Here is a 14,002-nt window from a genome sequence, read left to right on the forward strand (position 1 = left end):
CGCGTCACCACCGTATGTAGCGAGACACACAACATGATGGCAGAATGCCCATCTTTTGCGTGTCGCTGTATTTTGTCTGGAGATTGATCAAACGTGTTCGACGCCCAAGATGCTCCGCAACCGCCAAAGGTGCTCACCACGCCGTTGGAAATTGCCTCCAACTTGCGGATGCTGCAAGAGAGCCATGACCCGCTGATCATTACTTTCCAGGACCGCACCCAGCGCTTCCAGAGCTATGTGGTGGATGTCAATCGCGAGAGCAGCAGCATGGCTCTGGACGAAATGATCCCCCGTGACGGTGAGCGTTTTCTTGAAGCGGGTGTGCCGTTCAAGGTTGAAGGTTTCCATGATGGTGTGCGCATTGCCTGGGAATGCACCACGGCACTGACCATTGATGACAGCCGCGACCACCGCTGCTACCGCGGCGCACTGCCCCGCGAAGTGGTGTACCACCAGCGCCGCAATGCGTTCCGTGCGGCCCTGCGGCTGGCCAACCTGGTCAATGTGCAAGTGGCAGGTGACAAACTCAAGGCGCCGATCAAGGGCAAGCTGCTGGATGTTTCGGCAACCGGCTGCAAATTGCGTTTTGAGGGCGATATCAGCCAGGGCATGCAACTGGGCCAGGTGTATGAGCGCTTCAGCGCCGACCTGCCGTTCGGGTTGATGTCCACGCCAGTGGAGTTGCGTTATTTGCACTTTGAAGAGCGCCTGAACATCACCTTTGCCGGGATGCGCTTTCACAATATCAGCGGCGCGGTGCAGCGTCAGGTCGAGCGCTTTGTCTACCAACTGCAGCGCGAGGCGCGCCAGTTCGATAAAGACGACGATTATTGAACCAGTGGGAGCTGGCTTGCCAGCGATGCAGACTACACGGTCTGGCTGACAAATCGCGCTGATACCATCGCGAGCAAGCCCGCTCCCACAGGGGTATGGTCTATGTCCTGGGCTCTGCTTCCGGTTCTGGCTCAACCTCCTCCACCACCGGTTCCTGCACCATCTGATCCTGCACCACCTGCTCGTCCACCCGCGGGTCGAGCGCAGCCACCAGCGGCGAGCTGGACATGCTGTCGGGCATGGCCACGTGATGCAGCGGCGCATCGTCGACCTGGTGCAGGTTGGTCACCGCATTCGGGCGAATCCGCCACACCAGGATCAACCCCGCCACGCTGAAAAACCCATAGAGCATCTGGCTGCCAAACAGTTTCATCAGCACCCCCGCCACCAACGGCCCCACGCTTGCACCCACGCCGTAGGTCACCAGCAACATGGCCGTCAGCGACACTCGCCGCTCCGGCTCGATATGGTCATTGGCAAACGCCACCGCCAGCGGGTAAATGCAAAATTGCAGCAAAGCCGCCAGGCACCCGGCAATAAACAGCACCTGCAGGGGCACTGCTGGCAAGATCGCCAACGGCAACGCCGCCACCGCCAGCAAGCCGGCGAAGATACGGATCAGCAATGGCCGGTCATAGCGATCGGACAACCAGCCCAACGGCCACTGCACCAGCAAGCCGGCAAAAATGCAGCTACCCATGTACAGGCCGACCAGTTCGGTGGACAGCCCTTGCTGCGATGCGTAGAGCGGCGCCAGACCGTAAAACGAGCCCACCAGCAAACCCGCGCCCATCACCGCGATCAACGACTGCGGCACACGCTTGATAAAAAATTTCGGGTCCATCGGTGCCGGGTGCAAAGGTGCCGGGTGAATGCGCCGGGTCATGGCCACCGGCACCAGGCACAGGGCAAAACACAGCGCTACCACCATCAGCAACTCAAGGCCCAGGGCCGGGTGAACGGCGAGGATCAACTGCCCCAGCACCAGCCCCGAATAAGACGCGATCATGTACAGGCTGAACACCACGCCGCGCTGCTTGGCATCGGCCTGTTCGTTGAGCCAGCTTTCGATGACCATGTACTGGCACATCATCCCCAGGCCGACGATCACCCGTAGCAGCAGCCAGATCGGCAGCCAGTCCGTCAAACCGTGGCACAGCACCGCCGCACCGACTATCCCGGCACAGGTGGCGTAAGCCCTGATATGCCCTACCCGGGCAATCAGCCGGTGGCCAATCTTGCCACCCAGCACCAGGCCAAAGTAGTTGGCCGCCATCAGTGCGCCAATCCACAGGCCGTCGACATTGTCCGCTGCCAGGCGCAGCGCCAGATAAGTACTCAACAGGCCGGAGCCGATCAACATCATCAGCGAGGCAAAATACAACGCTCTAAAGGACTTCCAGATCTGGTGCATTGGCTTTCCGTATGGCTCCTTGTGTCTGCCACCGGGAACAGGCCCGGCGCCACAGATTTAAACGGTCAAGCCTGAGCCGCCAGAACGCGACGTTCCCAGGGCGTGATTTCGTCATGGAAGCTGGTCAGTTCCAGCGTCTTGGACGCAACGTAACCTTCGATGAACTCAGTGCCGAACAGTTCAATCGCCATTTCGCTGCGGGCAAGGCGTGCCAGGGCCGCATGCAAGGTGCAGGGCAATGTCAGCGCCTCGGGCACAGCAAACTCGCCCTGGATCGCAGCACTCGGTTCAAGGCCTCGCTCGATGCCATACAACCCTGCCGCAAGGCTGGCGGCAATCGCCAGGTACGGGTTGGCATCCGCCCCCGGCAAGCGGTTTTCAACCCGCCGCGCCGCAGGCGAGCTGGCCGGAATACGCAAGCCCGCGGAACGGTTGTCGTGCGACCAGCAGGCATTGTTGGGTGACGCATAAGGGTGGAACAGGCGCTGATAGGAATTGACGTTCGGCGCAAACAGCGCGGTAAAGTCCGCCATGCACGCCTGCTGCCCACCAATAAAGTGGCGAAAGGTTGCCGTCGGCTGCCCTGCTTCGTCGCTGAACACGTTTTGCCCGCTGCCTGCCTGCACCACGCTCTGGTGAATATGCATCGAGCTGCCGGCCGTGTGCGCCAGCGGCTTGGCCATGCACACCACGGTCAGGCCATGTTTGAGGGCGACTTCCTTGAGCAGGTGCTTAAACAGAAATGTCTGGTCGGCCAGCAACAGCGGATCGCCGTGCAACAGGTTGATCTCGAACTGGCTGACGCCCATCTCGTGCATCACGGTGTCGCGGGGCAACCCCAGGGCCGCCATGCTCTGGTACACCTCATTGAAAAAAGGCCGCAGGCCATTGTTGGAGCTGATACTGAACGCCGAAAAACCGGTTTCGCGGCGACCGTCCAGGCCCACGGGCGGGCGAAATGGCTGGGTCGGGTCGGGGTTGGGCGCAAACACAAAGAATTCGAGTTCGGTGGCCACCACCGGCGCCAGGCCCCGCGCCGCATAACGGGCGATCACCGCTTTCAACTGGCCACGGGTCGACAGCGGCGAGCTTTCACCGCTCAACTCATCGGCGTTGCAAATGGCCAGGGCACGGGGTGGCTGGCTCCAGGGCAGGCGATGGAGCTGGCCCGCGGCAGGTACCAAGGCCAGGTCGCCGTCTTCGCTGCCATAAAAGCGCGACTCGGGGTAACCGCCCATGATGCATTGCAGCAACACCCCACGCGCCATCTGCAAGCGCCGGCCCTCAAGGAACCCGGCAGCGCTCATCACTTTGCCGCGAGGCACGCCATTGAGATCGGGGGTGACGCATTCAATTTCATCGATACCCGCCAATTGCTGCGCGAGAGAGCCCTGGCCATCGCTTGTCATGCCACTTTCCTTGTTGTCGAGCAGGCCGCTGAGGGCAATGACTACAAAATACGCACCGCCTGTTCGGAATTTCAAGCGGGCACCGCACAAATCCCGCGAAAACAGTGAACCTCCCGTAGCAGCTGCCGAAGGAACGAGGCTGCGTCCGGCGACGTAGTCGTCGTAAATACTGAGAGCTGGGTTCGACTGGTACACCGCAGTGCCTGATTTCACGACGGCTTCGCCGCCGGACGCAGCCTCGTTCCTTCGGCAGCTGCTACGGAGTTCATAGCCCTTGAACGGCGCTTGACTTATTTGCCGACTAGACTCTTCGCCCACCGAGTCAGGAAGCCCCAAAGGAAGATCGATGAAGACGTTGCCCCCGCTCTATACCGGCCTGTTACTGGCCAGCCTGTTCAGCCCCGCCGCCTTCGCCCAGGCGCCCACCAGCGATGGCTATGTGCTGGATAAAGTCGTGCAGGTCAGCCGCCACGGCGTGCGCCCGCCTACCGCTTCCAATGAAAAACTGCTGACCTCGGTCACCCAGCGCCAATGGCCAACCTGGCTGGTGCCCTTCGGCAACCTGACCGGCCACGGCTATACCGGCGCGGTGGAAATGGGCCGCTACCGCGGCGAAGTGCTGCGGGCCGCCGGGTTGATCCCCCAGGGTTGCCCGGGTGCCAACCAGTTGCTGATTCACGCCAGCCCCCTGCAACGCACCAAAGCCACCGCCCAGGCCTTGCTCGATGGCATGTTCCCCGGCTGTGGCCTGCAACCCACTTATGTCACAGGCGAACAGGACGCCCTGTTCCAGGCCAATGAAATGCCCTTCGCCGCCCTCGACCCGGCAACAGCCAAAGCCGACATTCTCAAGGCCCTGGGCGGCAGCGCTGAGGCCGCCCAGGCCCGCTACAAGCCCTTTGAAGAAAAGCTGCGGGAAGTTGCCTGCCTGCCCGGCGCCGATTGCCCCTACGGCAAGCAAGCCTGGACACTGGAGCAAAACGCCAAGGGCCGCTTTGCGATCAAAGGCCTGAGCGCCGGTGCCAATATGGGCGAAGTCTTCCGCCTGGAATACAGCCAGGGCCTGCCCCTGGACAAGGTTGCATTCGGTAACGCGCGCACCGCCGCCGAGGTGTCCAGCCTGATGGTGCTGACCAAGGCCAAGTACGACTACCTCAACGACATCCCCTATATCGCCAGCCGTGGCGCTTCCGAGCTGATGAACCAGATTGCCCTGGAGCTCAAACTGGGCACCCCGCTGGCGCAAACAGACGCCCCCAGCACCCCGCCCGATGTACCGCTGATGCTGCTGGTGGCCCACGACACCAATATCGCTTACCTGCGCACCATGCTCGGCTTCGGCTGGAAGCAGGGCGACTACATTGAAAACAATATCCCGCCCGTGGGCACGTTGCAGTTCGAGCGTTACAAGGAAGTCAAAACCGGCGAGCTGTTTTTACGTATCGCCTTTGAGGCCCAGTCCATGGATCAGATTCGCAACCTGACGCGCTTGAGCGGCCCGCAAAAACCGCTCACCACCGATTTCAAAAGCGTCGGTGACTGCCGCAAAACCAGTGTCGGCCTGCTCTGCCCGTTCAAGGATGCGCTGGTCAAGGTTGAACAGAACATCGACCCTACGGCCCTGACGCCCTACTCCTTCAACTGATCAGCCGCTCACACACTCACAGCGACAGGGCTTGTTTCACGTTGCTGCAACCAGTGCAGCAAGCCCTGCCCGCTCATGGGCCGGGCAAACCAGTAGCCCTGCCCTTCAATACAGCCCATCGCCAGCAACCGCTGCAACTGATCCCCGGTTTCAATCCCTTCGACCACCACCGCCATGCCCAGGCTGTTGCCCAGGGCCAGGGTGCTGGCGATCACGGCTGCACAACGAGGTTCATGCTCCAGGTTGCGCACAAACTCACCGTCGAGCTTGATTTCGTTGAAGGGCAACTGACACAGGCGTTGCAGCGAGGAAAAACCGGCGCCGAAATCGTCCAGCGACAAGCGGCAACCCATCATGCGCAGGCGTACCAGGTTCTCCAGACTGGCGGCCGGCGCTTGCAGCAGGCCGTTTTCCGTCAGCTCGAAGGTCAACCGCGAGCCCGGCGTCACATGCCGCGCCAGGATGCCCTTGAGGGTATAGGTCAACTGGCTGTTGGCCAGTTGTGACGTTTGCAGATTGAACGCCATGTTCAACGGGTAACCCTGAATCCGGGCCTGCTCCTGCAGGCTCAACGCTTGATCCAGTTGGGCGAATAACAGCTCGTCCATCAACCCGCAACGCTCGAGGACCGGGATAAACAGCGCGGGTGGCAACACGCCCTTGCTGGGATGCATCCAGCGGCAAAGCACTTCAACACCGCACACCTCACCGCTGCGCAGGTCGAATTTGGGCTGATACCAGGCCTGCAATTGCTGCAGGGCCAGGGCCTGGCGTACTTCGTCCTCGCACGCGGGCGGCACCTCTGCGTCTGGCGAAGTCGCCCGGATGCAACTGCCCCGGTACTTATCCAGCAAGGCTTGCAACTCTTTGGCCGGCAACGGCTTGCCAACGTCCCCCAGCAACTGCAGCCCCAACAGGGCAATGACCTGTTGCGCCGCACGCCGCAGGTCCGCCGACAGGGCACTGCTGAGCAATACCGACCTGATACACCCCGACTGGCCCGCCCGACGCAGGAACGCCAGGCCATCCATGCCCTCCATCTGCAAGTCGCAGACGGCGATATCCACCGCCCCCACCTGCTGCAGCAGCGCCAGCGCCTGGCTGCCATCAGCGGCCTCAAATACTTCATGGCAGCCAAGGGAACGAAACATGCGCACCGCGACGGCACGCTGGAAGCTGTCATCTTCCAGAATCAAAATACGCAAGGAACTGCCAGGCATTGCAACGACCCATCGAAAAACGGTGTGGGCCAATTGTCCGGGTATCGGCAGATTAGATACCTAGGAAATATCTCCGAAAATGTAGGGAAAATCCCAAACCTGCCCGGCTCCCCGTCAGCGCGCACTGCGGCTGAAAATGCGGATTACCTCATCCAGGTGTTCGCTCATGGCCTGGCGTGCCGCGCCAGCGTCGTGCTGCTCCAGCGCTTGCAGCACGCGGCGGTGTTCGTCCTCCGAGCGGTGGGTCATGTCCTGGGGGGTGTAGTGGTTTTGCAGGCGCTGGAACATGCTGCCATAACGATGGCCCAACAGATGCTGGATCATCAGGGCATAGGCCGGGTTGTCCGAGGCCTGGGCAATGCGGATATGGAACAGGCGGTCACCTGGGTGGGTGTGGGAGCCCTCGCGGTTGTCCTGGACGTTGCGCTCAAAAGCCTCGCGAATACCTGCCAGTTCCTCGTCACTGGCATTGATCGCCGCCAGTGCCGCCGCCTCTGGCTCGATCAGGCGGCGGGCCTGGAGCAGGGCGAAGGGCGGGATTTCGGCGCTGAAGTCAATTTCAAGGTTCAGTTCCGGGTCCAGTTCCTTCCACTGATCCCGGGTGGCCTGGGCCATAACGGGCTCATCCGACACCGTTTGCACCGGCGGCTCACACACCAGGACGCCATTACCCACGCGCACATCCACCAGCCCGATGACTTCCAGCGCAATCATCGCCTCGCGCACCGAGGCGCGGCTCACACCCAGCAACTTGGCCAGTTCCCGCTCGGCTGGCAAGCGACTGCCCGGCGGAAACTCACCGCTGTCGATCAAGGCGCGCAGCTGATCGGCGATCTGCCGATAAAGCCGTTGGTTATCAATTACTTGAAATGGCATCAGGAAATAAGCTCTGGTTTTGGCAAAAAAAGACGCTTGTTGAAGCTTGAGGTGCATGCTACAAAAGGACCAATGGCCTGACCATTGGACGGATACCGTAAAGCGATCATAGCAAACCTTATCCCTGCACTTGAGTCGTTTTGCCATTTGCTACGTCTTTAATGGCCTGACCATTAGGCCAACAATAAAAACAATGACATCGTAACGGAGCACCTATGGATCTTTCCGGCAAACGTGTGCTGATCACTGCCGCTGCGCAGGGGATTGGCCAGGCCACCGTCCAGGCCTACCTGGCCGCCGGTGCCGAAGTCTTCGCCGCCGACATCAATGCCGGCGCCCTCGACGCCCTTGAAGGCGCGCACAAACATCTGCTCAACGTCACCGATGCCGCTGCCATTGCGCGCCTGGCCCAGGAACTGGGTCCGCTGGACGTGCTGTTCAACTGCGCGGGCGTGGTGCACAGCGGCAACATTCTGGAATGCGACGAACAGGACTGGAGCTTTGCCCTGGACCTCAACGTGACCGCCATGTACCGCATGATCCGCGCCTTTTTGCCGGGCATGCTGGGCAACGGTGGCGGCTCGATCATCAACATGGCCTCGGTGGCCTCCAGCGTCAAAGGCGTACCCAACCGCTTTGCCTACTGCGCCAGCAAGGGCGCGGTGATTGGCCTGACCCGTTCGGTCGCGGCTGATTTCGTCAGCCAGAACATCCGTTGCAACGCCATCTGCCCCGGCACCGTCGACTCCCCTTCCCTGCGCCAGCGCATCCGCGAACAGGCCGAACGCGAAGGCCGCAGCGTGGATGAGGTGTACGCCGCCTTTGCCGCACGCCAGCCCATGGGCCGCATCGGCACCGCCGAAGAAATCGCTCAGTTGGCGTTGTACCTGGGTTCAAGCGCCAGCGGTTTCACCACCGGTACGGCGCAAATCATTGATGGCGGCTGGAGCAACTAGCCTCAGCTTTTGACCTTGTGGGAGCGGGCTTGCTCGCGATGCGGACGACGCGGTTTGCGCGGTTTGTCTGAAGCACCGCAGCGACTCAATCGCGAGCAAGCCCGCTCCCACAACAAGCCTGCTCCCACTGGGCCTTGCCCCCTCCCCAAAAAAGGATTGTTTATGAAACTGCTGCGTTACGGTGACAAAGGTCAGGAACGGCCTGCCCTGCTCGACCACAACGGCCAATTGCGCGACTTGTCGGCAGTGGTCGCAGATATCGCAGGCCAGGCCCTGAGCCCTGAAAGCATTGCCCGCCTGCAAGATATCGACCCGTCCACCCTGCCCCTGGTGCAAGGCTCGCCCCGCATCGGCGCCTGCGTCGGCCAGGTCGGCAAATTTATCTGCATCGGCCTGAACTACGCCGACCATGCTGCCGAAACCGGCGCCGCCATCCCCGCCGAACCGGTGGTGTTCAGCAAATGGACCAGCGCCATCGTCGGCCCCAACGACGATGTTGAAATCCCGCGCCATTCACGCAAAACCGACTGGGAAGTCGAACTGGGCGTGGTCATCGGCAAAGGCGGTCGCTATATCAGCGAAAGCGAGGCGCTTGAGCATGTGGCCGGCTACTGCGTGATCAATGATGTGTCCGAGCGCGAGTTCCAGCTGGAACTGGGCGGTACCTGGGACAAAGGCAAGGGCTGCGACACCTTCGGCCCGCTGGGGCCGTGGCTGGTAACCCGCGACGAAATCGCCGACCCGCACCAGCTCGACCTGTGGCTGGAAGTGGATGGTCATCGCTACCAGAACGGCAATACCCGCACGATGATTTTCCAGATCCCGAAAATCGTCAGCTACCTCAGCCAGTTCATGAGCCTGCAACCCGGCGACGTGATCTCTACCGGCACCCCGCCGGGCGTCGGCCTGGGCATCAAGCCCGAGCCCGTGTACCTGCGTGCCGGCCAGACCATGCGCCTGGGCATCACAGGGCTGGGCGAACAACAGCAACGCACCGTGAATGCCGACTGACAGGGAGCCGCACCATGACCACAATTACCGCCGTACGCGTCGAAGACATCCGCTTCCCCACCTCGCAATCGCTCGATGGCTCGGACGCGATGAACCCGGACCCTGACTACTCAGCGGCCTATGTGATTCTCGAAACCGACACCCCGAACCTCGAAGGCCACGGCCTGACCTTCACCATCGGCCGTGGCAATGAAATCTGCTGCGCCTCGATCAAGGCCCTGGCCAGCCTGCTGGTGGGTCTGAAGCTGGAGTGGATCGCCGAAGACATGGGCCGTTTCTGGCGCCACGTGACCAGCGACAGCCAGTTGCGCTGGATCGGCCCGGACAAGGGCGCCATTCACCTGGCCACCGGTGCGGTGGTCAACGCTGCCTGGGATTTGTGGGCCAAGGCCGAAGGCAAGCCGGTGTGGCGCCTGGTGGCGGACATGAGCCCTGAAGAGCTGGTGCGCTGCATTGATTTTCGCTACATCACCGACTGCATCACCCCGGCCGAAGCACTGACCCTGCTGCGCGAACGCGCCCGCGGCAAGGCCGAACGCCTGGCCCTGCTCGAAGCTGACGGCTACCCCTGCTACACCACCTCCGCCGGCTGGCTGGGCTATGCCGACGAGAAGTTGCGCCGCCTGTGTCAGGAAGCGGTCGACGCGGGCTTCTCCCACGTCAAATTGAAAGTCGGCCATGACCTGCAGGACGACATCCGCCGCGTGCGCATCGCCCGTGAAGTGCTGGGCCCAGACCGCAAATTGATGATCGACGCCAACCAGGTATGGGAAGTGGACGCGGCCATCGACTGGGTGCGCGAGCTGTCGTTCGCCAACCCGTGGTTTATCGAAGAGCCCACCAGCCCGGACGACGTCGAAGGCCATCGCAAAATCCGCCTGGGCGTCAGCCCGGTCAAGGTGGCCACCGGCGAAATGTGCCAAAACCGCATCGTGTTCAAGCAACTGATCATGCGAGAAGCCATCGACGTGGTGCAGATCGACGCCTGCCGTCTCGGTGGGGTCAACGAAGTGCTGGCGGTGATGCTGATGGCCGCCAAATACAACCTGCCGGTATGCCCGCACGCCGGCGGCGTTGGCCTGTGCGAATACGTGCAGCACCTGTCGATGATCGACTACCTGTGCATCGCCGCCACCCACGAAGGCCGCGTGGTGGAATTTGTCGACCATCTGCACGAACACTTCGAAGACCCCTGCGTGATTCGCAACGCGGCCTATATGCCGCCGCAGGCGCCGGGGTTTTCGATCCAGATGAAAGCCGCCTCCCGCGAACAGTACCGGTACCGGGGCTGAAGACCATGCCCGTCACCCAACCGCTGCGGCTGGACGCCCACCAGCACTTCTGGCGCTATGACGCCGCGGCCTACCCCTGGATAGGCCGCGACATGGGCTGTTTGCGCCAGGACTTTCAACCCGACGACCTGCGGCCCCTGCTGGATGCCGCAGGCCTTGACGGCTGCATTGCCGTGCAGGCCCGCGCCTGTGCCAGCGAAACCGATCAGTTGCTCAATCTGGCCAAGCGTTATCCGTGGATTCGCGCGGTGGTGGGCTGGGTTGATCTGTGCGCCAGCGACCTTGAAGCGTCGCTGGAACGTTGGGCGCAGGCGCCGGTTTTGCGTGGCTTTCGTCATCAGTTGCAGGACGAAAGCTCGCCGGCCGATTTTATGCAATCAAGCGAATTCCACCGCGGCCTTGCCACTTTGCAGCGCCGGGGGCTGGTCTACGAGGTACTGGTCAAGGCCCGGGATTTGAGCGCAGTCACCGGGCTATGCGAGCAGCACGACCAGCACCATCTGGTGCTCGACCACCTGGGCAAGCCCGATGTGCAGGCCAACGATTTAACCACCTGGGCCCGGCAACTCGCAGCGCTGGCCGCCCTGCCCCATGTCAGTTGCAAGCTGTCGGGGCTGATCACCGAAGCCCACTGGCAACACTGGAACAGCGCCCAGCTGACGCCCTACCTGCACACCGCACTGGAGCTGTTCGGCCCCGAACGCCTGATGTTCGGTTCGGACTGGCCGGTGTGCCTGCTGGCCAGTGACTACGAGGCTACCCGCGCCCTGGTCGCCAGCGTGTCACAACACGCAGCCCTTTGGGGGGGCACGGCGTGCCGCGTCTACAACATTGAGGGAGCAACGCAATGAATCTGCATCTGCAAGACAAGGTGTTTATCGTCACCGGCGGCGGCTCGGGGATTGGCGCGGCCATCACGTTGGGGCTGGCCGACGAAGGCGCGATCCCGGTGATTTTCGGCCACAGCCCGCTGCCCGATGATCTGGCGCAGCAACTGGACCAGCGCGGTTCGCGCAGCCTGTTCATGCAGGTCGAACTGCGCGACGAAGACGCCTGCCGCGCAGCCGTCGCCAGCGTGCTGCAACGCTTCGGGCGCATCGACGGGCTGGTCAACAACGCCGGGGTCAACGATGGCGTGGGTCTTGATGCCGGGCGCGCGGCCTTTGTCGAGTCGCTGGAAAAAAACCTGATCCATTACTACCTCATGACCCATCTGTGCGTGGAGGCCCTCAAGGCCACTCGCGGCGCCATCGTCAATATCAGCTCCAAGACCGCCCTCACCGGGCAAGGCGGCACCAGCGGCTACACCGCCGCCAAGGGCGCGCAACTGGCGCTGACACGGGAGTGGGCCACATCGTTATTGGCTGACGGCATTCGGGTCAACGCGGTGATCCCCGCAGAGGTGATGACACCGCTGTACGAGCGCTGGATCGACACCTTCGCCGACCCGCAGGCCAAGCTGGCGAGCATTGTCGAAAAAGTCCCCCTGGGCCAGCGCATGACCACGGCCGAAGAAATCGCCGACAGCGTGCTGTTTTTGCTCTCGCCGCGCGCCTCCCACACCACCGGGCAATGGCTGGTGGTGGACGGTGGCTACACCCACCTGGACCGGGCACTGACATGAACCGCCAGTGCCTGGCTTTGGACTTGAAGGACGACCCGGCGCTGATTGCCGAGTACGAACGTTTGCACCAGAACATCTGGCCGAAGATCAGCGCCCATTTGCGCGGGCATGGCGTGCTCGACATGCAGATATGGCGGCTGGGCACGCGACTGTTCATGGTCATGGACACCGCTCCGGGGTTTAGTGCCGAGGCCTTTACCCGGGCCGGCGCCAGCGACCCCAAGGTGCAGGAATGGGAAGCGCTGATGTGGCGCTTCCAGCAGCCCACGCCCTGGACTTTGCCCACTGAAAAATGGGCCCCGATGAAACGGATCTTCAGCTTGCCCCCGTAACCCTGTGGGAGCGGGCTTGCTCGCGATGGCATCAGCGCGATTTGCCTGAGACACCGCAGCGATCCAATCGCGAGCAAGCCCGCTCCCACCTATAGATCCTGATTCACGCAAGTCGCCAACAACAATAAAAAGGAGATGCGTCATGTCACTCAAGCACCCGAACGTCGCAGCGCCGTCCTTTACCCGGGCGGTTACGTCCTATCGCTGGGCACTGATCCTGGTCACCTGCCTGTTCTTCCTCTGGGGCCTGTCTTATGGCTTGCTCGATGTACTCAACAAGCACTTCCAGGAAACCCTGCACGTCAGCAAGGCGCAGTCGGGCCTGCTGCAAAGCGCCTATTTCGGCGCTTATTTCCTGATCGCCCTGCCCGCCGGCCTGCTGATGGACAGGTACGGCTACAAGGCCGGCATCTTGCTGGGCCTGTGCCTCTATGCCACCGGCGCCCTGCTGTTTATGCCCGCCGCTGCAGCGCAGAGCTTCCAGTTTTTCCTGTTCGCACTGTTTGTGATCGCCTGCGGCCTGGGCTGCCTGGAAACCGCCGCCAACCCCTATGCCACCGTGCTGGGTGAACCCGCCGGAGCCGAACGGCGGCTGAACCTGGCGCAATCGTTCAACGGCCTGGGGCAGTTCTTCGGGCCCTTGATTGGCGGCGCGTTGTTCTTCAGCGGCGCCAACAGCACCGACACCACGCAATCGCTGCAAATGACCTACCTGGTAATTGCCGCACTGGTGTTACTGGTGGCCATCCTGATCGCCCGCACCCCGCTGCCCGACCTGCGCGAGCAGGAAGTGCAAGCCGCGCAACACGACCACAAGAGCCTGTGGCAACACCGTGAGTTCGTCACCGGGGTCATCACCCAGTTCTTTTACGTGGGTGCACAGGTCGGCGTGGGGGCGTTTTTTATCAACTACGTCACCGAGCACTGGGCGCAAATGAGCAGCCAGCAAGCGGCATATCTGCTCTCGGTGGCCATGCTCAGCTTTATGTTTGGCCGTTTCTTCAGTACCTGGCTGATGGGCCGCGTCAACGCCCAGCGCCTGCTGCTGATCTACGCGCTGATCAACGTGGCGTTGTGTGCGGTGGTGGTGCTGGGGTTTGAGGGCGTGTCGGTGGTCGCACTGGTGGCGACGTTCTTCTTTATGTCGATCATGTTCCCGACGCTGTTTGCCATGGGCGTGAAAAACCTCGGCCCGCATACCAAGCGCGGCAGCTCGTTCATGATCATGGCCATTGTCGGCGGCGCGTTGCTGCCCTATGTGATGGGCCTGGTGGCCGACCATTCCAGCACCGGCGTGGCCTATCTGTTACCGATGGGCTGCTTCGTGATCGTTGCCGCCTATGCGCGTGCGGCCCTGAAAAAAATCTGATTGCTGTACTCCACAAAAAC

13 protein-coding genes are annotated in these 14,002 nt (G+C 61.9%); 9 read left to right on the plus strand and 4 right to left on the minus strand.

Translation table 11 applies throughout. The features are described from left to right. The first annotated feature begins 93 nt into the window (after positions 1-93). A complete protein-coding gene (locus BFC21_RS11465) occupies positions 94-834 on the plus strand; it encodes a flagellar brake protein (protein WP_088377909.1) in 741 nt (246 codons plus the stop codon). 100 nt (positions 835-934) lie between these two features. Here BFC21_RS11465 and BFC21_RS11470 read toward each other — a convergent pair whose 3' ends face one another. Together BFC21_RS11470 and BFC21_RS11475 are read right to left on the minus strand one after the other, a co-directional pair. After that, positions 935-2,248 carry an MFS transporter gene (locus tag BFC21_RS11470; RefSeq protein ID WP_095004547.1) on the minus strand — a complete coding sequence of 438 codons (1,314 nt, stop codon included), beginning with the start codon at positions 2,246-2,248 and terminating at the stop codon, positions 935-937. 65 nt (positions 2,249-2,313) lie between these two features. Beyond that, complete coding sequence (locus BFC21_RS11475) at positions 2,314-3,555, minus strand: glutamine synthetase family protein (protein ID WP_162939393.1); 1,242 nt, start codon at positions 3,553-3,555, stop codon at positions 2,314-2,316. 448 nt (positions 3,556-4,003) lie between these two features. On the opposite strand from BFC21_RS11475, the gene BFC21_RS11480 reads away from it, so the two are divergent. Next, on the plus strand, positions 4,004-5,302 hold the full coding sequence (locus BFC21_RS11480) for a histidine-type phosphatase (protein ID WP_088377912.1): 1,299 nt from the start codon (positions 4,004-4,006) through the stop codon (positions 5,300-5,302). A gap of 8 nt (positions 5,303-5,310) precedes the next feature. On the opposite strand, the gene BFC21_RS11485 is transcribed toward BFC21_RS11480, so the two are convergent. Together BFC21_RS11485 and BFC21_RS11490 are read right to left on the minus strand one after the other, a co-directional pair. Continuing rightward, a complete protein-coding gene (locus BFC21_RS11485) occupies positions 5,311-6,522 on the minus strand; it encodes an EAL domain-containing protein (RefSeq protein WP_120266144.1) in 1,212 nt (403 codons plus the stop codon). A gap of 114 nt (positions 6,523-6,636) precedes the next feature. Continuing rightward, positions 6,637-7,398, minus strand: coding sequence for a FadR/GntR family transcriptional regulator (locus BFC21_RS11490; protein ID WP_088379511.1), 762 nt, complete (start codon positions 7,396-7,398; stop codon positions 6,637-6,639). Between the two features lie 215 nt (positions 7,399-7,613). Between BFC21_RS11490 and BFC21_RS11495 the strand changes: the two genes are divergently transcribed. The 7 genes from BFC21_RS11495 (at position 7,614) to fucP (ending at position 13,982) form a co-directional block, all read left to right on the plus strand. After that, positions 7,614-8,354, plus strand: coding sequence for an SDR family oxidoreductase (locus tag BFC21_RS11495; protein WP_088377913.1), 741 nt, complete (start codon positions 7,614-7,616; stop codon positions 8,352-8,354). Between the two features lie 162 nt (positions 8,355-8,516). Beyond that, positions 8,517-9,365: a fumarylacetoacetate hydrolase family protein gene (locus BFC21_RS11500; RefSeq protein ID WP_088377914.1), complete on the plus strand. Its 849-nt coding sequence runs from the start codon at positions 8,517-8,519 to the stop codon at positions 9,363-9,365. 14 nt (positions 9,366-9,379) lie between these two features. Beyond that, on the plus strand, positions 9,380-10,657 hold the full coding sequence (locus BFC21_RS11505) for an L-fuconate dehydratase (protein WP_088377915.1): 1,278 nt from the start codon (positions 9,380-9,382) through the stop codon (positions 10,655-10,657). A 5-nt stretch (positions 10,658-10,662) separates the two neighbouring features. Continuing rightward, positions 10,663-11,508 (plus strand): amidohydrolase, encoded by an 846-nt coding sequence (locus BFC21_RS11510; RefSeq protein ID WP_095004551.1) that lies wholly within the window; start codon positions 10,663-10,665, stop codon positions 11,506-11,508. Beyond that, a complete protein-coding gene (locus BFC21_RS11515) occupies positions 11,505-12,281 on the plus strand; it encodes an SDR family oxidoreductase (protein WP_088377917.1) in 777 nt (258 codons plus the stop codon). Before BFC21_RS11510 ends, BFC21_RS11515 begins: the two co-directional genes overlap by 4 nt. Further along, complete coding sequence (locus tag BFC21_RS11520; RefSeq protein WP_120266145.1) at positions 12,278-12,613, plus strand: L-rhamnose mutarotase; 336 nt, start codon at positions 12,278-12,280, stop codon at positions 12,611-12,613. Before BFC21_RS11515 ends, BFC21_RS11520 begins: the two co-directional genes overlap by 4 nt. Before the next feature lie 142 nt (positions 12,614-12,755). Then, positions 12,756-13,982 carry an L-fucose:H+ symporter permease gene (gene fucP, locus BFC21_RS11525; protein WP_095004554.1) on the plus strand — a complete coding sequence of 409 codons (1,227 nt, stop codon included), beginning with the start codon at positions 12,756-12,758 and terminating at the stop codon, positions 13,980-13,982. Positions 13,983-14,002: the final 20 nt, after the last annotated feature.

Origin of the sequence: Pseudomonas sp. TMW 2.1634 (assembly GCF_001703595.1) — a bacterium.
Lineage (GTDB): Bacteria > Pseudomonadota > Gammaproteobacteria > Pseudomonadales > Pseudomonadaceae > Aquipseudomonas > Aquipseudomonas fragi.